The organism is Streptomyces sp. CA-142005 (assembly GCF_050942335.1).
GTDB lineage: Bacteria > Actinomycetota > Actinomycetes > Streptomycetales > Streptomycetaceae > Streptomyces.
The window spans coordinates 106,561-129,621 of sequence record NZ_CP192079.1 but is presented as its reverse complement, the minus strand read 5'-3'; the positions used below and the strand labels follow the sequence as shown (position 1 = coordinate 129,621).

The window sequence follows — 23,061 nt, the reverse complement described above, 5'->3', positions numbered from 1 at the left end:
CAAACGGGTTCGTGAGCTTGTTCCGCTTTGACGGACACCCTCGATGTGTTGGTCAGGGCGCGAATGCGATCTCGTATCCAGCGGGACTGCGGCGGCCGAGGCTGCTGCGGAGTCGGCACAGGTAGTACCAGCTCTCGCTCCACTCGAATACGGCGGCATAGGCGGCGACCCTGGGTGGGTGGCGTTCAGCGCGTTCTTCAGGGCCGAGAAGAACGATTCTGCGAGCGTGTTGTCCCAACACCGGCAGGTACGGCCGATTCGGCGCTGGCGGCCTGGGCCAACTCTATGGTTACTGCGCGTCGCGTCCTGGCCTGCGGCAGTATTTGGTCTGCACCTCATCCAGGGTGCCGATCCTGTGGGAACTTGCCGACCCGAAGTTCGGCGAGCGCGAGGTGCTGGTCGAATGCTGGCGGTCGACACCGGCCTTGTGCGTGAACGACTGAGTCTGCTCAAGCCGTTTGAACGGTCACTGACCGAACAACGGCAGGTCAGGTACGGGCAAGATAGGGAGAGCGGCTGGTGTCCGCGAGCAGGGCCTCGACCTGCGCGGGGCTGCCGACGGGATGGGCCGCCGCGTTGCGGAGAATTGCCGTCATTCGGGCCGCAGCAGTAGCCGGAGCGTGACGGGTCGCAATCGTGTGATGCGCGGCCCTTGAACAGGCGGCGAGCAGAGCCGGATCCTTCCAGAGCCTTTCCAAGTGATCGGCTGCGCGTGCGGTCTCCCCGGGAGGCCAGGTGTATCCCTCGCGGCCCTGAGCGATGAGATCCTTCGCGCCGCCGACGTCGGTGACGACCGGAACGACCCCCCGGGCCATGGCCTCCATCAAGGCCACCGACATCCCCTCAGTCTGTGAGCACATGACCAGACAGTCGTAGTGCTGGTAGGTCGCGAGGAGGTCCTGGCGGCGCATGAGTCCTCGGCAACGGATCTCCGGATATCGTAGGGCAGCCCGATGCTGGAAGGCTTCACGATCCGCTCCGTCACCGATGACATCCAGGGTGAACCTAACCCCGCGACGGCGAAGTTCCGCACACATGGGGAGCAGATCAAAGATGCGTTTTTGCTCCTGGATAACGCGTCCGGCGTACACGAGCGCGAGGTGCTCCTCTGAAGGCTGGCGGGCCTCAAAAGGCGGGGCCGTCAAACCGTGGGGGACCTGCACAATGCTGGACACACGATCGGGCAGCCGCTCGCGGGTGCGGCGCAGACTGGGCGAATCCGCCGCGACAAACGTTGAAACGATATCGGCGTAGCGTTTGGTGAGGTAGTGGTCGTGCGGCGCGTCCGTGTGGGTGAAGGCCACGACACCATTGGGGTGGTGCAGCCGGCGAGCCAGTGCGGCCAGACGGTATCCGCTCTCATAGCCGTTGGGCAGGTAGACGTCGGTGCGCTGGATGATACTTGAGATGTCGGCGCTCAGTTCATCCAGGCTCTGGGCGTTTTCGGCGACCTTCACCTGCTCGGGGGAGAGCCGGACCAAAGTCCCCAAGATGTCCTGATCGACCGTCTCGGCCCAGGGGGTGCGCTCGTCTTGCGTGAGCATGCCAACCATCAGTAGGTCCAGGTCGGGGCTGTACTCCGTCAGATCGTTGATCCAGGACAGCACTCCGTTGAGCGGATTGCTGTGGTCGACGAACACGGTGATGTTCATGTGCGTGGTTCCTGACCGGAAGGGGGTACGGGACGGGGAGCGGGGCCATGGGCGAACTTGCTCCCGGTCATCGGGATGACAGTGTTGGTCAGATAGCTGCTGTGTTGGTAAAGCAGGTGGTATGCGAAGGAAGCCACCTCAGCAGAGGTCAGCAGGCGGCCCTGGGGGTGGGACCGCGCGCGTTCCTCGACCCGCTCTTGGTCGGCACGACGGATGGTCATGCCGGTGTCCGAGATCATGGAGGGGGCGATACAGACGAGCTGCTGCTCTTGGAACTCCGGCATGCGCCAGCCCACATACGCATGGAGCGCTGCCTTGGCCAGGGCGTAAGAGTCGTCGTAGGAACCCTTGATCCCCGACTCGGAGCCGATGGCCACGATGCGGACTGAGGGATTGACACGCAGTGCGATCTCGATCAGGCGAACGACGGAGAGCAGGTTGACGGCCAGGCTGTCCGCGGCCTCGCTGGCCGACTGCTCGACCAGCGGCTTGGACGACAGAACGCCGTGGCAGATGAAGATGCGGTCCACCGTCGCCAATTCATCACGGAGGTCATCGACAGCTTCGATGTCACGCAGATCGGCTTTGAAAGTGCACTCGACACCTCTGCCGAGGGTGAGTACCTCATCTGTGGGTCGGTGCCTACGAACCAGGTCGATGAAAGTCTCGGCGATCACCGAGGACGGTCCCGTTACGAGGAGACGCACAGCTGCCTCTGGACCTGCCGGGCCGCGGTGAAGACTGTGCTCACCTTGCCGGCGAAGACAAACGTCCTCCTGCCGCGCGTGCGCACTGACACCACGCGCGCGTCGCTGCCCGAAACCATCTTCGTCTTCACCGAAAGAAAGTATCCTTCGGCGGCGAACTCGTCGTGAAAACGCGGCCAGAAGGACATCACTTGGTCCTCCATCCTGCACCGGATCCGACCAAGCTCCTCAGCCGTCAGAGAGTTGAGCCTTCCCTGAGCCTGCTCATGGGTGGGGAATCGCCCCAGCGGCGTGTGAGGTACTGATGTGAGCGTGTACAGACCGTCACGGAATGGATATACGGAGAAGAAGGGTCCGTCGACAAGAGTCAATGCGAAATCCGTGAGATCCGACCGGTAGGTGAAGGTCACGCACGGTTCGAAGTAAACATCATCAAACTGGCCGTCCCGCGGCATCCTCGTCGCCCACGTGCAGTCCACCACGTGGTCGAAGCGCTCACCGTGCACCATCTCACCATCGGACACCGGCGTGATGTGATCGACTGGCGCGTTCAAGTGCAGGCTGTCGGCCAGGGCCGTTCGGAAGTGAGTCCGCGCTCGGTCAGTGTGAAGGACCTCCTCCTTGACGGCCAGAGCGCTGGCGCAGCCCCTCAGGTCAACCTGTTGCGGGACTATCTCGTCGACATCTAGCCCCGAAGCCGTCATGACCTGCGCGTATGTTTCGGCGTCGAGGATGGAGTCGCGCTTGGGAACGGCGTAGATGTTGGCAGCCAGAGGCGTGCTGAAGGACGGGTACGTCTTCTTGAACTCGGCAAAGGCCTCGGCGGCCTCGCGGCGGGTGATAGCTGACCGGGCATAGTGGTAGCCCAGGTGGAGCCGGTTCTGAGTGTGGCCCGAAGCCTCCTGGAAGATGTCGTTCTGCGCCTCGAATACATGCACCTCATGACCGTCGGAGCGCAGGGTCGTGGCCAGGTGGCACCCGTACCACCCACCGCCGATCACGGCGATCTGACGAGGAGGGACGCGTGAAGGCGGGCAGGAGGACTGAGGATCGCTGATTGCCGTTGCGGGGCTGCCGGCGCTGGGCGTCATGGTCTTCTTCCAACGTGAGTTTGAGGGTGGTCTCCGGTGTCGATAGGCTCAAGTCTTTCCCGTGCACAACGCTTCTTGGATCAGCCAATAAGGCCAGCACCTTCCTGAAAACCTCACTCCACCGATTGAAGGAGACACGCCCTGTCGGACGAGCTGAAGCTCGGCTAATCTGCCCAGCCACCCAGCACTCCGCAAAGAAGAAGCTGATCACAGGCGCTGTCAACAGAATGTCGATGCTGATGCGGCCTTGCAGGTGTGTCGGTCGACGCAGGTTCAAATCGGCGTAGCAGCACACCGGACGCTTCACGGAGCGGAGACCGAGGGTAGTCGGCGGCGGCATGAGGTTGTTGAAGACACCCGGTCGACGCCGCGCACGAGTTTGATCCGGCCCAGGCGTCTCATGCGTCCATGCTGGGCAGGAACCAGCGGACCTTTGCCCCGCCGCAACGGATGCATCGCAAGCCGATGAGGGGGAGCAAACCTCGCGGACGTCGGTGTCGTCCGGGACACGGATGGGCTCATTCGAGTGCTGTTGCTGTCTGATATCTATGTCTTTCTCCCACCCCGCAGCGCATTCCAGACAGATGAATGAGTACGTCTGACGAAGTCGTCCAGCTGTCCGGCCACTTCCGCGGGGCCGGCGCGGATGCCGGTCTCTGGTCGTGCTTCGTCGCGCGGAAACGCAATCTTGTCGCCGGGGCTCGTTGCGGTATGGGCAACTTCGGTTGTCGTAATCGCTCGGAGGCGCAATAGCCTGAGTCGGATTCCAGGTCGCTGGCCGCGAGTACGGGAGATGATCGTGATGGACGGCCCTGTTGTAGAGATGGTTTCGGATCGGGTGGAAGTCTGGATTGAGGGAGGCCACTGCCTTTCCCGGGCTCGCACAGCCTGTTGCAGCCTTGCCGGGAATGCTGGATGGTTGCCTGAGGCTCAGGAAGATCTGGCACTCATAGTGTCCGAGCTTGTGACGAATGCCTGCTGTTACTCGTCAGGTCCGTGCCGTCTGAGTCTCGAGATGTCAGCCGGTGCGGCGGTGGTCGAGGTGTGGGACAGCAATCCGCACATTCCCGCAGTTCCCGCCCGATCCAGGGCCCCGCTCTCCGACGCAGTCCCGACAAGCGGTGGTTATGGACTTGGCATCGTGGCCTGCCTGTCCGCGCGCCTTGACTTCTTCGCTCAGGAGAGTGGCGGCAAGACCGCCCGAGCCGTCGTTGCTCTCTAAGGAACCAACGCTGCCGTGGCATGCGCCGATGAGAGTCTGTGGCCAACGGCGATCAGTGCATGCCACCCGGCGCTGTTACCCCGGGTTCCCGAAAACGCTCACCCCGGCTGAGCCGAGCGGCGAGTGTCAGGATGCGCGAGAAGGCGCCCAGCGCTGCCCCTGGTTCACCGGGTCGACGGCGTCTGCGACCGGGATGTCGTTGTGGGCCGTCTCCGGGACCAGGCCGGACAGTGAGGCCTGGCATCGTGGCCCGCCCTGCACGAGGGTTCTCTTGGCCGGGCGGCGGTCGAGCCGGGATCACAGCGGATCTGGTAGTCGCCGGTCAAACCGCATGACGGCTTCGCGTGCCGGAGCGATTCCGGATCGCCCAGCCGCTGCCCGCGACGCGGGGTGAAGCGGGCCGGGCATCGGGGATGGAGCGGGGCGCCTGCCTGGGCCGGGGGCAACCGCGCGGTGGGTGCTCGGTCATGGGCCGGCTGTCCACAACGTGTCGCGGCCGTACCTCGACACGCCGTGCGTGGTAGAGACACTGGTCATCAGTCCTTGAATGCGTGCTCGGTCAGAGCCAGGCCAGTAAGAGCTCCTGACGTGGTTGCACATGAGCGAGCTGCTGGGATCTGTGCGGTATTCACGGTGACGATCCCTTTCCTCGACCGGGGGCGGAACGTCTCTCGGTCCCAATCTGGCCGTACCTCTTCTCGGGCGGTATCCCCCAGGTGGGGGAGGTGCTGCCCGGCTTCTGGAAGTACTCGTCGTCCGTACCGCAGTGACGTGTCCGATGCCCGCTGGGTTTTGGGTGGGCCGGTCTTCACCTCCTGGAGGGCGACAGGCATCGGTCCCGGAACGGCGGCCTGGGTTTACGACCTCCGAGAGATCGTTCGACACCAGCCTGCCGGTATTGCCATGAGGACCGCCGGCTGGGCTGTCGTTGCCCGAGGCTTCCACGTTCTGCGTATCGCTTGCCGTGTTGACGGATAGCTGCTGCGACCGTGTACGCGGCGCGTCTTGGCGTCTTCGACGGGAGTTCACTCCGACGAAGGCGGCGATCACGAGCAGATAGCTGCCTACCGCCCAGCTCAGTGCGCTACTGCCCATCGCCAAATCGCCGGCGATCGCCTTCAGCGCGGTATTGATGGCGGTGGTGTTGACTCCCAGGAGGAACGCGGCGCCGCTGGAGGTCAACAGGACAGCCGTGGGCGACACTTCGCAGCTCTGGTCGGGACCGTGTGTGTGGCGGCGGACTGCTGGCTGTAACCTCCGGGCCGTAGCCGTCTCACCGCTCACACCTTAGCTACCACACGGCGCCGGTGCTCACTTGGTCGGTGTGGCGCTGCAGCATGTCACCTGTGCGGTGCATGGCCCCCACGTGAGCGGGGGGCAACGGCTCACCTTTGAGTGGGTCCTGGCCGCGCGGGAAAGATGTCGTTGGCGCACGAGTCGGCTTCACCACGTGGTCGGCGGCCGACTGGGCCGACAGGACCAAGACAGCCCAGAAGCGCGGCGTCCGACGGGCAGCGACGAAAGGGTGAAGCGGCGATGCAACGCAGATCCGAATGGTTGCGCGATGCATGGGTGACGGGTCTGGACATGCTCGTCGTGGCGCTGACGCTGACCGGAACGGTGCTCGTGCGGGCCTCCTGGCTGGCCGCCTTGGCGGGAGTATGGGCTGTGCTGGCATTGCGCCAGGGCTGGCTGGCCGTCCGGGCCTTTCAACGGGCGGCAACAGGTAGACCAGACGTGTGAGCAGTGAGAGACCTGGCCAAGGAAGCCGATTGGTCGTGCGCAACTGCTGTGCCCGACGTAGATCACTGGTCCCATCCCGCTGTATCGCGCGGGGAATGTATGCGCAGGAGAGCAACCGGCAACGGCCAGCCGAGCCGGTCAGCCCCTGACCGTATACCGAGAGCAGGACGAGAACAGCAATGAGCACGAAAATATACGCCGCAAAGCCGGGTCAGGATCTGATTTGACCGCTTGAACTCTCCGCTTTCCATTCATTTGACGGCGTGGACTCGCGAGCGCACTGCGCCGTGGACGGATCAAAGGCCAAAGAAATGAACGCCACGCAAGAAAAGAGAGGTGATAAGACCGACCAAAGCGGCGTGTCTGCAGGTTCCAGGACTAGGGGCAATGTCGAAGGAGATTCAGGATATAAAAGTGAAAAGACATCTTCGCCCTCAAGGGATTCGTGGATCCACCTCGACTCATGTGCCGCTATACAGCCTCTTGTGATTACTCGCAGGCATTTTGAAGAAAAGGTGAACCGTGTTCCCGTCTCCGGCTTCTGATGCTCGAGGATGAGTGGTCTGGATTATCATTCGGCCGTGACCAGGTGAGGCGGGAGCCAACGGACTTTTGCCCCGCCGCAACGGGCACATCGCGTGCGAATGAGAGGCGAGGGGACCACGCGGTCGCCGGTGTGGTACACCACGCGCGTGTGGCCATCCGGCTGCTGCTCGCGACTGATCTCGACGTCTGTTTCCCACCCCGCTGCGCACTCCAGGCAGATAAAGGAATACGTCTCCTGAGCGGGAGTGGGAACCTGGACAGGTGCGCCGACGTGGCTGGGAGTCATAGGTGCCTCTTCAGTAAAGCCCGGCATGAGCGCCGGCGGCTGTGCGTATTCGGATTCGTCAAATCTATGGCGAGGTGGGGGAAGGGCGATGTCATGCGATCGGCCGATGCAATGGATGACGTTGCCAGGCTGCAATGGCCAACCATGCGGAGTTGTCCGGCGCTCAGCCTTGCAGCGGGCACCGTCGGGGCTCGTGGAGGCCGGGTCTGCCACCGGCCACATTCGGCGATTCGAGATCCGGGACGCCCTGAACCGCCCGGCCGCCTCCCGGTCACTGGTCCCGGCTTCGGTCGGGTCAGCGGTGCTTTGAGCCGGGCCGGCCACTGCAGCCCACGACTGCCGGTCGTAGACGGTCCGCGATTGAGGTGTACCGGCTGGATCGGCGCTCCGCGCCCGACTGGCCGCACCCCGTCTTCCCGGACGACGTCCTGGCTTCAGTCTTATCAGGCGGTGCCCGACAGCAGCCCCGACACCGGGAAGATCGATGACGGTACAGCTCGTCAACGGGTGAATGGGACGATCGGGGGATGGGCTGACAGCTGGCCGGGTTGAACCATTAAGGGAAGGACGCCGGCGGAAGAGAGACAGCAACCCCGGCATCGGAGGTCCCAGACGTGCGGGGATGAGCCGCAGGGTGAGGAGCGTAGGGATGCCTCGGATATGGCAACTGATGGATTCTGCCGTCTCCTGGCCGCTTAATAGGGCGGGGCGTTTTGGCCCCGGTGCCGGAAGACGCATCCCGCCACGGCTTGTCGGTGTCGTCCTCCTTATTTCTTCGGTGGTCGCAGCCGCAGCCGGTCTGCTTGCCTATCACCAGCTCCGGTCCGGCGCGGAGTGGGAAACGGCACATTCCCACGCTGTCGAGGCCGTGACTGTGCGTCCCGTGCGGCTGGGCCGGACGGGCATGAACGGCCTCATATACGGTCGTGTGCCGGCGCGCTGGGCCTATCCCGCTGGCCGTGAGCACAGCGGGCAGGTCATGGCGCCGCTGGACAGCCCGGAAGGCTTCAAGGAGAGGGCGTGGGTCAACGATGCCGGACGCCTCATCCGCGCCCCCTCTTCGCGATCCGCCGTCACAGCGGTCTCAGCGCTCTGCGCAGGCAGCGCATTTGCGCTGGCTACCATCGGCGCCACAGCGGTCCTCAGGTGCAGCCAGGGACGACGTTCGTGATCATGCCGGGGGGCACGGCCGAAGCCGTTGGTGCCGGTGACGAGCTGACCATCCGAAGCGGGCATGCGGCGGTTCTGCACGGGGAAGGGGGTGCCGCGATCAGCTCTGTGACGTGCGGGTGATGCCGGTCCACGGCGGTCATGTACAGGCGGCGAGAAGTTCTTCCACCGAGTCATGCTTGATCTTCTCCAGCGGAACTCCGCTGCCCTGCAGGATGCGCAGCCCGGTGCGGATCATGCCGGGAGGACCGGACAGATAGGCGTCGTAGCCGTCCCAGGGCCCGTACTCTCTGACTGCGTAAGGCAGTTGCACGTGGTTGCTTTGTTCGGTCACTGAGTGCAGGGACAGCCACGGGTGGACTTGGCGCAGTCGCAGCATGGTGTCGATGGCGTACAGGTCGCGGTCGGCCAGGGCTCCGTAGAACACGTCGATCGGACGGTGCTCCCCGTTTTCGGCGACATCTTCGACGAGGGCCTGGATAGGGGCGATGCCGGTGCCGCCCCCCACGCAGAGCAGGCCGCTGTCCGTGGTGTGGTCGACGACCATCGCACCTTCCGGTGGGCCGAGGCGGATGAGGTCGCCGGGTCTGGCGCGGTGAACAAGTGCGTTGGAGACCCAGCCGGCCGCAACGGCCTTGATATGAAAGGTCAGCAATCCGTCGTGGCGGAGTGCGGAGGCAAATGAGTAGTGCCGCCAGATCCGCGGCCACCACGGCGTCTCGATCATTGCGTGCTGGCCCGCTAGAAAGGGGTAGGCGTGGTCCGTGCGGAGAGTGATCACTGCGATCTCAGGAGTGGCCAGATGGTGCGCGACGATCTCCGCGCACCAGCAGGCCGGCGCTTGCTCGGCATCCTCGGCGGCTGCGTCGATCATCGCTTGGGACAGCATGGTGTATGCGCGCAGCCACGCGGCTTCCGTCTGCCCGTCCCAGATGCGCACGGCGTAGCGGGCCAATGCGCGGACGAGGCATTGGCCGACGGCTGGGTAGTGCTCGGGGCGGGTGCCGTACTTGCGGTGGCCCCGGCCGAGGTTTTGCAGGTATGGAATGAGCACGTCGGTGTTGTCGATGTGCTCGGCCGCGGTGAGCAGTGCCTTCAAAAGCCGGTCTCGCTGGGTGTTCATGGCTGGCGGGAACAGCGCCCGCAGGTCCGGGCGATCAAGGAACAGCAGCGCGTAGAAGTAGGAGATCACCTTGTCGGCAATCGGCCTGATCTCTTCCAGAGTGCGCCGGATGAGCAGGACGTCACGCCCGGGTTCGTCGGGGGGCGGTGGCTGCGCGAAAGGGCGCCGGCTCAAGGCTGGGGGGAGGTGCAGGTCCGGTCGAGACCATAAGGTGGGCCTGCCTGGGCGGCGGATGCTGGCGCAGACAGGGGCGCTGAGGCACCCGGGCCGCTGTGGTCGGTTGGCGGAGCCGCGCTCGGCAAACGTGTGTGTATGGAAGATGCACCGGCACGGTCCGAGACGGCACTTTGGCCGTGGGTCGCGGGGGTGCCCTGCCGGCTGAGGGCTGCATTCCACTGAGGTGGCAACTGAGCCGGGCCCCATTGGGAAAGCGGGTGTCGCAGGCCCAGGTTCGCGTTCTTCCCTCCGGGAGAACCGGCTGATTCAGGGGTGGGAGCGTTCATGGTGTCCCTCGCTCGAACAACTCGCGGTCGTGACAGCCACCACCCCGATTGGCGAGCTGATGTGGTATTCGATCGAACTGCCAGGGCCGCACGGGGACATCACCGTCGCCCGCACCTGCCGCATCATCACCGTGTCTGCAGAGCGTTCAAACGGCACTGGTGCCGTGAGCTGACCGTGCACCAGAAGTCCGTCCGACCGCTCGCCTACCCGGTTGTGCTGTGTTGCTTGAGCGGGCCCTTCACCCACCCCACGTCCTGGCAGATCAACCGCCGCACCCGCCAGCCGCCTGCCCTCAATGACCAAGGCCATGCTCGCCTTGAACAAGCACCGCTGAAGAAGCTCACCCGACGCATCCACTTCCTGACACGCAACCGTGTCCCGCTCCCGAGCGACGCCTTGTCGCGCGTGGACCCGCGCACCACGATCGTGCGCACCTCGCCGTAGCGGGGCATTTTGCGAGGTGTGACCAACACACGACTCACAACGTTGCGGTACGCGGGCATGGCCCACGGTATGGCATGGGTAATCGCAGGCTAACCTCGGGCTTTCACGGGGCAGGGCGTCCGGTGGGTGATCAGAAACGCGAAGAGTGCTCCTGACCTGACCCTATGAGGGCCGGGCCCCCTTCCGTGCTCAGCCGGGCGATGCCTATCGTCCGGGTATCGACGGGCTCGGGAAGGAGGCCCTCAATGTCTGTCTACGTCGGTATCGATGTGCACCGCAAGCGGTCGCAGATCGCGGTCCTCGACCAGGAGGGCACGGTTCGAATCAATCGGAACGTGCCCAACGGGGTCGAGACGGTGCTCTCGGTGATCGGGGATCTACCGATCGGCACTCCGGTCGCGTTCGAGGCCGCCTATGGCTGGGGCTGGCTGGTGGAACTGCTGGAGGACTACGGCTACCAGCCGCATCTGGTGCATCCGCTGCAATGCAAGGCCATCGCCTCCGCCAGACTCAAGAACGACAAGGTCGACGCAGCCACGCTGGGCCGGCTGTTGCGTGCCGACCTCCTGCCGGAGGCATGGATCGCGCCGTTGTGGGTGCGTCAGCAGCGAGCCCTGCTGCGCCACCGCTTCCAGCTGGTACGTCTGCGGACGCTGCTGCGCAACCGGGTCCACGCGGTACTCGCGGATCTCGGATGAAGTCGCGGACGGAGTCCGTTTACGGAAAGAACGTTTTTTGTGCGAATCGGCTGTATGTGGCCCGCATGGTGATGTCTTTCCGCGCTGTCAGGAGTTGCGGCAGACGTGGCCGGGCCGTTTCTGGAGCAGGTCTGCGGCCTCGGCGTCGGGCAGAGCTTTGGCAACGAGCCGGCCATGAGGTTCAACGCTCCTGGTCTTGCCGGGCGCCGGGCTGTCGGGAGGCGAGCCCGGATACAGCCCCCGACGGCATCGACATGAGTTCGTAGCGGTGGAGGCATGCACGGCAACCGGCTGGTGACGGCTTCGTCGAAGCGCGTGGGGCTGCAAGCCGCGGGAAGGCCGCCGCTCCGCCTCGCCGCCAGGGTGCATGGCCGCCTGGACGGTGAGGGGCCTGTGCGCCTGGCAGGCTTCCCCGTTCGTCAGGATTACCAGGATTCTTGTACAGCCCTGCCCCTCTTCCTTCCATGCGCCGGACGTGCACCATGCGAGTTGCCGGGTTGCAGAGCCTCTGCAGCGCGGATTTCGGGTTCGCACCCGCGGGTGCTGGTCCAGGAGGCAGAGACATGAAAATACGTGCGCACATCGGTAAAGCTGCGTTCGCGGCATGTGTGATGGCTACGGCTACCTCGCTGATGGCGGCGTCGCCGGCCAGCGCCTACATCGTGAATACGCCCTACGACACGCAGGTCCTGAGCCAGTACCCGTGGCCGATCAGCGGATACCCGACCGTCTCGGGGAAGTATCTGAGTGACTACTGCGAGAAGGTGGGCTTCGGGTACCCCTATGGAACGGGCAAGTGCCAACTCCTGGGTTTTTACGAGGAAAACCGGCCGGAGTACGTGCCCAACTACATGCGCCAGGCCAGTGAAGTGCTGTTCAACTGCACCTCCAACCTGGCGCAGCAGGCGATCGGCTGGAGCTTCACCCGAACGGCCACGAACACCGTCGGAGCCAGCGTGTCGGTGGCCGTATCGGTCAACTACGGGGTCAAACCGTTCGGGGTGGGCGTCGAAGGGTCCGTCACGACTACGGTGGCTGCCAATTACAGTTATGCCTGGGGCACTGCGAGTACCCAGTCCGGCACCACCACACTGAACGTCAGTCCCGGTTACGTCGGTTGGTTCGACTACGGAACCTTCCACGGCACCGCGCACGGCGTGGCAGACGTGTACATCGAGGACACCTACACCTCGGACGCTCACATCCGGCGCGGCGTATACAAGGTGGTGACCGACATCAAGGGAGATCTGCCCAAGCCCGAAAACCCGGCGGCGGTGGCCGTCCAGCCGGCGACGGGCCTGATCGCCCAGCAGCGTCCCATGACGGCTACGGAGAAGACGATGTGTATGTCCTCGCCCACCGTCCAGCAACGCGCCGTCGCAGGAGGCACGCCCACCCAGTCCAGGGTGGTTTCCCCCTAGGCGCATTGATCACGAGCGTTGTTGACACTCGCAGGTCTTGACCACACGAAGGCCTCGGTGCGCGGTGGAGGTTGTCGGATCTTCACGGCACGGAGGCCTTCGTGCTGCACCGCAATGTCCGGCTGACCCCGCGTGGCGGACGTCTGCTGGTGGCTGCTGTGCCGTCTGCTCACCCCCTCGCGTCCTCGCGCGTGCGGCCGCTGAACTCGACCACCCGCCGGGGACCGTCGCGATGTGCCGTTGCGCCCTTTGTCGTCGCACGGGCGTGAGCGCGCTCGACCGGGTCGAGTTTGTCCTCATGCCCGGGGTCCGGGGACTCCTGCCATGTCTTGCTGTGCTGGAAGGCAATGCCGTGGCGGGCGGGCAGGTACCGTGACGCCTCGCGGCCGATCCGGGTCACGCGGCCGTGCGCGCTTAACAGGGCGGCGGCGAGCATGCGGATCGACCGGCGAGTGAAGGGCTGGCCGAGCATGGCCGGGCGGGTGGTGGCCGTCTGGACGATGCACTCCTCGTCATCAGGGCCATCCCCCCGAAGAAGAGGGATGGCCTCTGTTCCGGCACAGGTCCTCACGTGTCCCGCAGCTTCCCGGAGTTGTCGGATGTCACCGGCCAGGGGGTGCGCTGGCAGACCAGGACGAGGCTTGCCGCCTTTGGCCGGCACGACCACCAAGACCTGCAGCGCTCCGGTGTGGATGAACTCCTCGGGCCGCTGGGGTCATGAGAAGGAGGGGCGTGCAATCGTGCAGCCGATGTTCGGTGGATGCGGGCTGAGCGCTGGACCTGAGGGCGCGAGCATCAAGAGTTACGCCCCACCGGCACCTGTTGCCTCCTGAGTAAGCAGCCTGGCCGCGGCAAACGTCGGGACGTCCGGTGCGCCGGCCGCACCGCAGCTGCCGCATTGGTTTGGCTTGCTCGGCCGGGTGTCGGGCGCCGATTGGGGGAGCGTGACGTCCCCCGGTCGGTCCTGTCGCGTTAACCAGTGCAGTCGTCCGACCGGCCCCGGGAAGCGATCGCTTCTTCGCCCTACGCTGGGTAACGGCGGGTGGGGCGGATCCCCGCAGACGGCCGTTCAGGCTGGTCCCCGTGGTCAGGCTTTTGCGTGTGGCACCTTCTGCCGGAGGCGCTGCTGGGTTGCGCCCGTGGACGGCACATCTGTGTGGTCTTGGCCATCGGCGCGAGCGTCAGCCTGTCCGCCGGCACGGACGGACACTCGGTGGCGTATTGAGCCGCTCTCGAGGATGACGAGTCCGCCCTCGGAAGCGGCGAGTATTGGGAAGTGAGGTTCGTCATGGCTGGACGGACGACCTCCGGGTTGCGTCGGGACATGGATCTGCTGGATGCCTTGAGCAGCCAGGAGGCCATCCGGGCATCTGGGCTGGGGGTCAATCGCGTTGCACAGTTGTGCGGCCGGCAAAAGAGCCAGGTTTCCCGGGCGCTGGCGGGCATGTACCAGGTGGGGCTGGTCGACCGTGACCCCGAGACGCTGGCCTACCGGTGCGGCTGGCGGCTGTATGACCTTGCGGCCGCGACCAGGGAAAGCCATCTGGTGCATTCTGCTCGGCCGTGCATGCAGCGCCTGGCCACCTCGGTGGGACAGCCCGCGTATTTGTGTGTGCTGCGTGGTGACAAGATCGTGGTCCTGTTGGCGGAGCCTGCCTGCAGCGCCGGCCGTGGCGTAGGCGCGGAGGGACTGACCGTCCCCGCCCTGCACACCTCTGCCGGACGGGTGCTCATGAGCGAATGGGAGGAAACCACCGTCCGCGCCGCGCTGGCTCATGGACCGGCCGTACCGGGGCTGCCCGGCGCCGAGGCGCTGTGCGATGAACTGCGACGGGTCCGCAGTGCCGGCTACGCGCTGCTCGACGGCGAGTTCCACAACGGGCTGGGCGGTGTGGCCGCGCCCGTGCGGGACTTCAACGCCCGAGCGGTGGCCGCGGTCAGCGTTCCGATCTACCCGAGCCGAACCGTGGCGGGACCCGACGCGATGTGCCGGGCTACCCTGCGCTGCGCGGCGCAGCTTTCCTACGCGCTGGGCTACTCGGAACCCTCACGTGCTGCCAGGGCTGCGACAGTGGTGCAGAAGAAGGGGACAGCCCAGGCCTGACCCCGTCGGTGCGGCCCGGCACAGCGGTCCGGAGGGAAAGCGCCCGGTGCGTCCAGGCGGGGAAGCAGCCTCGGAGCCGGCTGCTAAGCAGAGGGCGGGTGCGTGCGGGGAACCAACAACCCGCAGATGCCCGCCAATACGGCGGCCCCGCACAGACTCAGCAGGGCTAGTTGGGGACCCTGGGCGTTGAGGGTGAAGGTAACCAGCGCCACGCCCAAAGCGGTGCCCCATCCCCGTGCCATGTTGACCAGGCCCCCGCCCGTACCCGCAGCACGCGTGGGCAGCCTTCCCATGATGTCGGCATTGTTGGCGGGGGTGTACAGACCCAGCCCCACGCCCACCACAGCCAGTGTTCCTGCGGCCAAGGCGATGAGAGTGGGTGAGACGGCCAGTGCGGCAAGTGCCGCCGTACACACAGACGCTCCCGCAGTGCAGCGAACGCGGTTGCCCCACGTTCGGGGCAGGATCTTGTCCGCTGCGGCTGCCGCGGCGCCGAAGCCGGCGGGAAGAGCGGTCAACACGAGGCCGGCTGTGAGGTTGGACCTGCCGTGCTGCGTCAGGACGACGGGTACCAGCACCAGTGGGCCGAAGAGGACCAGGTAGGCACACAGAGCTCCGACCAGGCCTGCACCCACCCCTGCGGAGCGCAGGAGGCGCAGGTCGACCAGGGGCGCCTTTGCCCGCTGTTCCGTGCCCAGCAAGGCGAACAGAGCTGCCACCGAGACCGCCGCCAACACCGCCGGGCACCATGCGGGCAGGTGCAGGCCGGAAATTGCGGACAAGGCCAGCAAGGCGCTCGTCAAGCCGGTGGCGAGCAGCGCCATCCCCCGGTGGTCGAAGGAGACCGGTGCAGTGCGCTGGCGTGTGCGGGGCAGCAGGTAATGACCCCAGATCACGGCAGCGATCCCGACCGGCACGTTGATCCCGAACACCCACCGCCAGCCGACGGTGTCCACCAATGCGCCACCAACTGTGGGCCCCAGAGCCAGTCCCAGGGCCTGAGCCGCCGCCTGGCCGCCCAAGGCGGAGCGCCGATGACCAGGCGGTGCGGTCGTCGTCACCAGGGCGACGCTGTTGGCCTGCAGCATGGCGGCACCCACGGCCTGGAGGGCACGGAAAGCGACCAGCCAGCCCAAGGAAGGGGCGAGGCCGCATGCGGCGGATCCCACGATGAAGATCAGGAATCCGTGAAGGTAGAAGAGTTTACGGCCGTGGATGTCTGACAGCCTGCCGACCGGGATGAGCAGGACCACCAAGGTGAGCAGGTAGGACAGCGAGACCCATTGCACTGCGGCCAGCGACGACCCGAATGTGTCGTGCAGGGGTCTGTACGTCAGCGTCACGATACTTGCGTCGAGCTGCCCCATGAACGCACCGAAACACACCGCTGCGACGGCCAGGCGCCACCCCCCGGGAAGCTGGCGAATGACAGTCGGACGAGGGCGTTCCCGCTTGAGGAAGTCAAGACCTGGCAGGAGTCGGTTCACCGTTCACCCCGTTCGACGCCCCGCTGCAGACAGCCACCTCCATCATCACCCTGGCCTCATCTGGCCGCCAACGTGAGGCGCTCCCCGGAACACTGCTCCGCAGGCCCAGGCGTCGGTTGCAATTTGGGCAACGTGGCTTTGCCCTTCCGGCAAACTCCTCAATACGGTCACTGTTCATTCCCGGCCGCTGGTCTGGCGGCGCTGTGACAGGAGTCAGTGTGGAAGAGCACGCGGATTGCTGGCCTCCCCGCTCCGGAGTGATCGGACCGGAATTTGTCGACGGCGGACTCGTGGTCGGACACACACTCAGACTCAGTGCCGAGCAACGTGCCCGGGCGGTCCTTGCGATAGCGGGGGCGCGGGACGTTACCGCCGCTGACACCGAAATGATCTGTGACGCTCTGGGGCTGGACCGGAACGACTGCTGCAAGGCCAAGGAAATTGTGAGGTCGCAGCACGGTTCGACGGCGCAAGGGATGCTATAGGTCGCGTCCGCAATGTCAGGACAGTCAGAGCCGCAAGGCAGGTCCCTGGCAGTGCGGCTCGAACGAAAACACCACCGGCCTGCTCCGCCAGTACTTCCCCGACCCAAGGGCACCCCTGTGACCGCACACCCGCGAAAACCTGAGCGCCGTCGCCGCCGTGCTCAACGGACGCCCACGCAAAACGCTCGGCTGGGAAACCCCAGCCGAGCGCCTGCATAAACTGCTCGCGGCCTGACCAACACGAACCACGCGTTGCAACGACCTCTAGAAAGCACCCAGCTGGGAGCCGGGCCTTCGCTACGGCGTCGGCTCATCCAAGGTGGATGCGGCCATTGATCCGGTCCATGCGCTTGGGAATCATGGCCCTTGGTTCGTTTGTCGGCTCAGCGGAATGCGGATCCCTGGACGAGGCAGCCGCTGCACTGTCCGCAACCACTCGGCCCGGACATGTCCTGGGGCGCTGGGCCGGGTCGGCTCCAGGACCTGCTCGATCTTGCTGCGGTCGGTGACATGGCCGGCGATGACCGTGAGGGCCGGGCCGGCGGTTGTTACCGCCCCGCAGTGGGGGGAACGCATAACTCACACTGAACGCAGGTGGCTCTGGCGGGTGTCACTCTCCACGATCCATCATTCGGTGATGTCGGAGATGGACCTGCCGGCTCGGCACGGCGGCGGCGTGCTCCTGCCCCGTCCGCGCCCCGACCCGGCGGGAGTGGCCTCCGTCGGGCTGCAGCACACCAGATCGTGCTGGCGGCAGCCCGGCGGTCGAATCCCCTTCTTTTCCTCCGTCGGTCCCTCCGACCAGGGGACACCGCACGGTGCCGAAGCGTCAGAGGCTGGAGATGCACGGGCGAGTGACCCCGTGATCCTGCGGCCACTCGGCAGAACACCGGACCGTGCGACGCCTATCATCGGAAAGGCAAGTCATGTACACGCAGAGTGAAACGCTGGGCAATACGGTCGATTTCCCTGAACTCGACGATGCCGTGGCCGAAGAACTGGGTGCGATCTCGGCTCCTTGCGCCGCCGCGGCGATGGACTGATCCAAAAAGCCGGTCCCGGCTCCCGGGGGCGGGACCGTCTGCAGCATGCGAACGCCCCCAGGGAGGTCTACCGTCGGATGAGAGGCCCGTACCGTAAAGGCGAACGGGCAGGCGAGCGTTGTCGGCCTGAAGGCCTGGGGCGCTTTTCGCTGCCGCTGCGACGCAGGCGTCGCAGGAAGGGTAAACCCTGCGGATGGTTGCGCGCGGCGGCAGCGTCCACAGTGCTGGGTGGCGCGATGCCCGGAACAATCGAGGACTATGCGATCATCGGTGGTCTTCGGTCTGCGGCCATGGTTGGTCGTGACGGCTCCATCGACTGGTTGTGCTGCCCGCGCTTCGACTCCCAGGCGCTGTTCGCCGCACTGCTCGGCACGCCGGACAACGGACGGTGGCGGCTGGCGCCGGCCGGGGCTGGTACATGCTCTCGTCGCAGCTACCTCGGTGACACCCTGATTCTGCAGACCGTTTGGGACGAGCCGGGAGGTTGTGTTCATGTCCTGGATTTCATGACGCCCAGCGAGTCCCACGGCCCTCAGGTCATGCGCATTGCCGAGTGCGTGTCGGGGAGCGTGAACATGCGCAGCGAACTGTGTCTGCGTTTCGGCTACGGCCAGTTCGCGCCCTGGATGCGTAAAGTAGACGGCGGGTACGTCGGTGTGGCCGGCCCGGACGCGGTGTGGCTGGCCTCCGACGTCGAGCAGCATGGTGACCACGAAAGGACCCTCGCCGACTTTCGCCTTCGGGCGGGGCAGCAGGCGGGTTTCGTCTTCACGTGGAATTCTTCCCACCTGCCCAGACCGCAGCAGCGCACACCACAGACAGTGCTGGCCGCGACGCGGGAATACTGGGAGCGCTGGCTCGCCGACTGCACCTATGAGGGGCCATGGCGCGATGCTGTGACACGCTCCCTGCTCACCCTGAAGGCGCTCACCTACGAGGCGACCGGCGGAATCGTCGCCGCGGCGACCACGTCCCTCCCCGAGGAGTTGGGTGGGGTAAGAAACTGGGACTACCGCTACTGCTGGCTGCGTGATGCGACGCTGACCTTGTCCGCCCTGCTGCGCACGGGCTTCCGGCGTGAGGCCGAGGCCTGGCGAGAGTGGTTGGCACGGGCCGTGGCGGGCAGCCCCGAAGATCTGCAGATCATGTACGGAGTGGCCGGGGAGCGCTGGATTCCCGAGGCGCACCTGTCCTGGCTGCGCGGCTACGAGGGCTCGACACCGGTACGCGTCGGCAACGCGGCTGTCGATCAGCTGCAGCTGGACGTGTACGGCGAAGTGATGGATGCTCTCTACCTTGCTCGATCTCTCGGAGTGCCGCGATACCCTCACGCCTGGAGCATCCAGCAGGCCTTGATGCACTATCTGGAGACCGCCTGGCGGCAGCCCGACGAAGGCCTGTGGGAGATCCGTGGCCCGCGCCGGCACTTCGTCCATTCCAAGGTGATGGCGTGGGTCGCAGCCGATCGGGCAGTCCGCACGGTGGAAGAGTTCGGCCTGCCTGGCCCCGTGGACCGCTGGCGCGCCATGCGGCAGGAGATCCACCAGGACATCTGCAGCCGCGGGTTCGACGCGACCCGCAACACCTTCACGCAGTCTTACGGATCCACCGAAGTGGACGCAGCCCTGCTCCTCCTCCCTCAGGTCGGCTTTCTTGCGCCTGACGACCCCCGGGTTCGGGGCACAACGGACGTGGTGGCCGCCTCCCTTGGCCAGGATGGGCTGCTGAGGCGATATCCCACCGGCGGTGGCGCCTCGAGCAGCCTGGATGGGCTGGCAGGCCAGGAGGGCGTCTTTTTGGCCTGCTCCTTCTGGCTGATCGATGCTCTTGCCATGACCGGCCGCGCCTCACAGGCGCGGCAGCTTTTCGAACGAATTCTCGCCTTGCGTAATGATGTGGGACTGCTGGCCGAGGAATGGGACCCGGTCACCCAACGACAGGTGGGCAACATGCCCCAAGCGTTCAGTCACGTGGGGCTGATCAACAGTGCCCTGACTCTCAGCGGTCGCCCACTCCACCGGGCGCGCCGCAACAATCATCACGCAGCCCGTGGTGGCTAGCCGTGCGAGCGGGATGCATTCATATCCGGGTGAAGCCTGCAGTGCCACTTTTCCTGCCACTCGCCTGAGCCGGCATTCCGGGAGACGGTTCAGCAGATTCCGAGGAGAGCTTGAGAATTCTCGAGATCAAGATCGGAGGGTGGTATTTCCGTGTAGGTAGGACCAGCCGGCGTGGACAGCCCGAACGAGTTCACCGAGACCAAGGAACCCATGAGCGGCCAAACTGGGAGGGATGTCGGCTGAATCATGCGCCCCCCAGGCCATCAGGACCTGTCGGCAGCCTTCACGCAGTTCGCCCGGGTCGGGGGCGGGGAGGGGAGCATGCTGGCCGCGTGCGACGGCAGCGCAGATCCTGACGAAATCCGGTGATATCCGCAGTCGCTGCATCAGCGGTGACCGCCAGTCCACCCGTGGATCGCATCGCCAGACCCTGGTGGCCAGCAGGGGACCTGCCTCCTGCCACGGCAGGGTCTTCTCGTGCGAGCGCAAGAGCGCCGAGGTGGCATGGCTGCAGTTCCGGTCGCCGCCCGCAGCGCTGAGAGCGGACACGGGGAGGTTCAGCGCGGTCAGACGGGAGGACAGCGCCCGGCACAGAGGCTTCCATGGCAGACACAAGGCAGCGGGGTCGTCCAGCTCCACCATGGTGCTCAGGAGCCGGCGCTGATCGCGCAATCCTGCCCCGACCGGAACGCCGAGTGTGTCGAGCAGAAGGCATTCGGCCGCGACGCTGCGCAGGAGATCGGGGAAGCCCGCGCAGGTGAGCGCGAACGCGTTGATCACCTCGTCGTCCCTCAGCCCTCCCGGCGGGACCGGGTCCGAGGCTGTGCAGCAAAGAGCCGGCGCGTTTCCCGCCTGGTCTGCGGCACCATCGGAGGGTGCCCAGTACCGCAGATACGTGGTGACGGAGAGTTCGGCGGGCCTTCCCCGGTAGCGCAGATGACCGGTAGGGCATGGCAGCCGTTCACCGCCTGCCCTGCGTGCGTCCGCCGCCACCATCCGCAGAGCGGCCAGTGCGTCCGTGCGCATGACCGATGGCTTGCGCTGCCGGCAGAAAGCACCGAACGCGGCGAGCGCCGCACCGTGACAGCCCTGCGCCCGAGCAGCCTCGATCACCGTGGGGGTGTCGCGCAACGCGAAGGGAAGCGCCTTGGCCGCTCTCACGATGGTGTCGGCGCTACCGGGATCGACGACACCGCAGCGCACCGCGACCGCAGCGGCGTGGCGAAGATCGACCAACGCCCAGCCCAATGGCCGATAGCCGGCCTCGGCGTCGGCGTGGGTCACCGCCACCTCATCGTCACCGACCAGGACGCCATCGCGGTAATCACGGAAGACCTTGCCTGCCCCGCGCATTCCGAACGCCTCCAGCTCTGCTGCGCGCAGTGCGCCCATGCCGGATGACCCGAACAGCCGCACACCGCGGTCCAACACAGCGAGCAACTCCTTATGACGGACCGCTCGTGCCTGAAGGAAAAGGCCATCGATGATCAGCAGACTGTCGCCTGACTGCAGGCCCCACCGCAGCACCTCGTCGGCCGCCACCGGTCCGCGCACCTCTGCCTGAGGCAACCGCAGCAAGACCTCTTCACGACTGATCGTCGGGCCGACCGTGACAACAATCCGATTCCTGTTCATGCCCACGCCTTTGTGTTGAACTCCAGGCCCGGGGCGATCACGCGCACCACCGGGATGCCGAAGGAGGGCGCCGTCAGATCGGCGCGCAGAATGGTGACACCGTGCCGGTCCGCCACCTGCAGGAGGTACTCCGCGTCCTTGTCCAAATCCCTGGGCGAGGGATGCGGTCCCGGAGCACCGCCATGAACGGCAAGCAGTTCGTCACTGGTGCGTACGGACAATGAATCTTTGCCGCATCCCTCAGGAGTCCTGGGGTCGGGGGCCTGGAAACGGATGGCCGGCAGGTCGTCATGCGCGCCCGCGATGAGGGTGAGCCGCGACTGCACCGCCTCGGTGATCGCCCGGGACAAAGCGACATCGGCATCCAGATGCGCGCCTGACCCGGAGAACCACCACGGTACCGAGGACGACCAGATCCGGGCCGCAAAGGTCGGAACGCCGAGGTCGCACGTCACATCGTCGACCTGGACCACCACTCCTGCCTTCTCGCACCGTTTGAGGACCTCGGCCGCTGCCCCATAGCGGCCCGGGGCCGCCTGCACAGCGGACCGCCAGATGGCGCCCTGACGGTGGGCGATGCTCAGGGCGTGGCGCTCCATAAGCTCCAGCAGCGCATGGACGGTTGCCTCCGTCAGCGTGTTCCCGCTGGCCAGGCCATTGCTGCAGGTATGCACCGTGGGGGGAGCCCACCGGGCACGCATCCGCAGGTCCACCACGATCGACTCCACCGGTGCCCAGGTGTCGAGTCCCAGACGGAGGTCTTCGAGACGAGCCCAGCCCAGCCGGGTATCCGGACCCAGTACAGACTGTTGCAGTACCAGGAGGTCCGGCCAGGCATAGGTCAGCCGGCCAGCCATGTCAGCCACAGTGGCGCTGCGGGTCTCCAGCGGCGGCTGCTCCGCGCAGAACAGCTCGAAGGACTCCATGGCGGCCGACACGCGAGCCAGCTGATGCGAGATGCCCTTGCCCTGGGAAACTGTGAGGTTCTTGGAGTTCGGCCTGATCGCCTGCCATACCGGTATGCCGATATCGTCGAGCCGGGTGATGTCCGCGACCCGGGTGATCCCGGCATCGCTCAGGAACGGCTGCAGACGTTGCCATGTCTGCTGCGGCGGAAGGACCCGGTGGGTTCCGACACACCACGCGCTGACATGGGGAACGGTTTTGGCCTCTGAGGAGGGGAACATGGCTGGTCGTTCGCTTTTCCACAAGGAGTGATGGGGCCCGTGCGTGCGTCGTCGTAGATCGCTGCTCACGGGTTGCACTTCCATCCTTCACTCGCGAGCGCTTCCGTGCGGTACCCCACTGGGCTGAGGAGCGGACGAAAGCGTGGTCCACCGATCGGGGGGCGCACGCCATGTCCGGCATGCCATCGTCAATGCGCCAGCTTGTCTTTTTTCAAGGCAGCATCCGCCGCCCCGACAAGCTCACCAGATCACTCGGGCCGTGCTCGCCCTGGTGGGGAACCCGAAAAGCTGGAGTGGTCGAGCGGACGCATGCGCAGGGACTCGGTGCTGCCTCGGCACATGCACGTCTTCTGTGCGGCGTGCCGGTTGGCGCATACCCGGCTGAACCCGGGGAGCTCGTCGTCGGTTGGTCAACCCAGCCGCAACGGCAAGGCCCTCAAGAGCCCCGGGACG

General features: G+C 65.7%; 15 protein-coding genes and 3 pseudogenes. 10 read left to right on the top strand and 8 right to left on the bottom strand.

Annotated elements, in window-relative coordinates:
- Nucleotides 1-234: 234 nt before the first annotated feature.
- Nucleotides 235-481: pseudogene (locus ACQPXS_RS47105) on the top strand (IS982 family transposase); the annotation flags it as partial.
- Between the two features lie 7 nt (nucleotides 482-488).
- Here ACQPXS_RS47105 and ACQPXS_RS47100 read toward each other — a convergent pair.
- The 3 genes from ACQPXS_RS47100 to ACQPXS_RS47090 are packed head-to-tail and all read right to left on the bottom strand — an operon-like array spanning nucleotide 489 to nucleotide 3,450.
- The gene (locus tag ACQPXS_RS47100) at nucleotides 489-1,652 is read right to left on the bottom strand and encodes a glycosyltransferase family 4 protein (RefSeq protein WP_433456519.1); all 1,164 of its coding nucleotides are present in this window, start codon (nucleotides 1,650-1,652) and stop codon (nucleotides 489-491) included.
- Nucleotides 1,649-2,329 (bottom strand): SDR family NAD(P)-dependent oxidoreductase, encoded by a 681-nt coding sequence (locus ACQPXS_RS47095; RefSeq protein WP_433456517.1) that lies wholly within the window; start codon nucleotides 2,327-2,329, stop codon nucleotides 1,649-1,651. Before ACQPXS_RS47095 ends, ACQPXS_RS47100 begins: the two co-directional genes overlap by 4 nt.
- A gap of 14 nt (nucleotides 2,330-2,343) precedes the next feature.
- Nucleotides 2,344-3,450: an FAD-dependent oxidoreductase gene (locus ACQPXS_RS47090; RefSeq protein WP_433456515.1), complete on the bottom strand. Its 1,107-nt coding sequence runs from the start codon at nucleotides 3,448-3,450 to the stop codon at nucleotides 2,344-2,346.
- A 646-nt stretch (nucleotides 3,451-4,096) separates the two neighbouring features.
- Here ACQPXS_RS47090 and ACQPXS_RS47085 point away from each other — a divergent pair.
- Both ACQPXS_RS47085 and ACQPXS_RS47080 read left to right on the top strand, forming a co-directional pair.
- A complete protein-coding gene (locus tag ACQPXS_RS47085; RefSeq protein ID WP_433456513.1) occupies nucleotides 4,097-4,672 on the top strand; it encodes an ATP-binding protein in 576 nt (191 codons plus the stop codon).
- A 1,536-nt stretch (nucleotides 4,673-6,208) separates the two neighbouring features.
- Nucleotides 6,209-6,415: a hypothetical protein gene (locus ACQPXS_RS47080; RefSeq protein ID WP_433456511.1), complete on the top strand. Its 207-nt coding sequence runs from the start codon at nucleotides 6,209-6,211 to the stop codon at nucleotides 6,413-6,415.
- 2,141 nt (nucleotides 6,416-8,556) lie between these two features.
- On the opposite strand, the gene ACQPXS_RS47075 is transcribed toward ACQPXS_RS47080, so the two are convergent.
- Nucleotides 8,557-9,714 carry a globin domain-containing protein gene (locus tag ACQPXS_RS47075; protein ID WP_433456509.1) on the bottom strand — a complete coding sequence of 386 codons (1,158 nt, stop codon included), beginning with the start codon at nucleotides 9,712-9,714 and terminating at the stop codon, nucleotides 8,557-8,559.
- A gap of 358 nt (nucleotides 9,715-10,072) precedes the next feature.
- Between ACQPXS_RS47075 and ACQPXS_RS47070 the strand changes: the two genes are divergently transcribed.
- The 4 genes from ACQPXS_RS47070 (at nucleotide 10,073) to ACQPXS_RS47055 (ending at nucleotide 12,607) form a co-directional block, all read left to right on the top strand.
- Nucleotides 10,073-10,216, top strand: coding sequence for a hypothetical protein (locus tag ACQPXS_RS47070; RefSeq protein ID WP_433456507.1), 144 nt, complete (start codon nucleotides 10,073-10,075; stop codon nucleotides 10,214-10,216).
- Between the two features lie 2 nt (nucleotides 10,217-10,218).
- The gene (locus ACQPXS_RS47065) at nucleotides 10,219-10,488 is read left to right on the top strand and encodes a hypothetical protein (RefSeq protein ID WP_433456505.1); all 270 of its coding nucleotides are present in this window, start codon (nucleotides 10,219-10,221) and stop codon (nucleotides 10,486-10,488) included.
- 245 nt (nucleotides 10,489-10,733) lie between these two features.
- On the top strand, nucleotides 10,734-11,186 hold the full coding sequence (locus tag ACQPXS_RS47060; protein ID WP_433456503.1) for an IS110 family transposase: 453 nt from the start codon (nucleotides 10,734-10,736) through the stop codon (nucleotides 11,184-11,186).
- Nucleotides 11,187-11,749: 563 nt separating this feature from the next.
- Complete coding sequence (locus ACQPXS_RS47055; protein WP_433456501.1) at nucleotides 11,750-12,607, top strand: ETX/MTX2 family pore-forming toxin; 858 nt, start codon at nucleotides 11,750-11,752, stop codon at nucleotides 12,605-12,607.
- Nucleotides 12,608-12,878: 271 nt separating this feature from the next.
- Here the strand turns inward: ACQPXS_RS47055 and ACQPXS_RS47050 are convergent.
- Nucleotides 12,879-13,127: pseudogene (locus ACQPXS_RS47050) on the bottom strand (IS630 family transposase); the annotation flags it as partial.
- A gap of 804 nt (nucleotides 13,128-13,931) precedes the next feature.
- Here ACQPXS_RS47050 and ACQPXS_RS47045 point away from each other — a divergent pair.
- On the top strand, nucleotides 13,932-14,711 hold the full coding sequence (locus ACQPXS_RS47045; protein ID WP_433456499.1) for an IclR family transcriptional regulator: 780 nt from the start codon (nucleotides 13,932-13,934) through the stop codon (nucleotides 14,709-14,711).
- Between the two features lie 83 nt (nucleotides 14,712-14,794).
- On the opposite strand, the gene ACQPXS_RS47040 is transcribed toward ACQPXS_RS47045, so the two are convergent.
- Nucleotides 14,795-16,138 (bottom strand): MFS transporter, encoded by a 1,344-nt coding sequence (locus ACQPXS_RS47040; protein WP_433456645.1) that lies wholly within the window; start codon nucleotides 16,136-16,138, stop codon nucleotides 14,795-14,797.
- 588 nt (nucleotides 16,139-16,726) lie between these two features.
- On the opposite strand from ACQPXS_RS47040, the pseudogene ACQPXS_RS47035 reads away from it, so the two are divergent.
- Both ACQPXS_RS47035 and ACQPXS_RS47030 read left to right on the top strand, forming a co-directional pair.
- Nucleotides 16,727-16,918, top strand: a pseudogene (locus ACQPXS_RS47035) (IS30 family transposase); the annotation flags it as partial.
- 1,044 nt (nucleotides 16,919-17,962) lie between these two features.
- A complete protein-coding gene (locus tag ACQPXS_RS47030) occupies nucleotides 17,963-19,786 on the top strand; it encodes a glycoside hydrolase family 15 protein (protein WP_433456497.1) in 1,824 nt (607 codons plus the stop codon).
- 126 nt (nucleotides 19,787-19,912) lie between these two features.
- On the opposite strand, the gene ACQPXS_RS47025 is transcribed toward ACQPXS_RS47030, so the two are convergent.
- Nucleotides 19,913-21,421, bottom strand: coding sequence for a TfuA-like protein (locus ACQPXS_RS47025; RefSeq protein ID WP_433456495.1), 1,509 nt, complete (start codon nucleotides 21,419-21,421; stop codon nucleotides 19,913-19,915).
- Complete coding sequence (locus ACQPXS_RS47020; protein ID WP_433456493.1) at nucleotides 21,418-22,608, bottom strand: YcaO-like family protein; 1,191 nt, start codon at nucleotides 22,606-22,608, stop codon at nucleotides 21,418-21,420. Before ACQPXS_RS47020 ends, ACQPXS_RS47025 begins: the two co-directional genes overlap by 4 nt.
- Nucleotides 22,609-23,061: the final 453 nt, after the last annotated feature.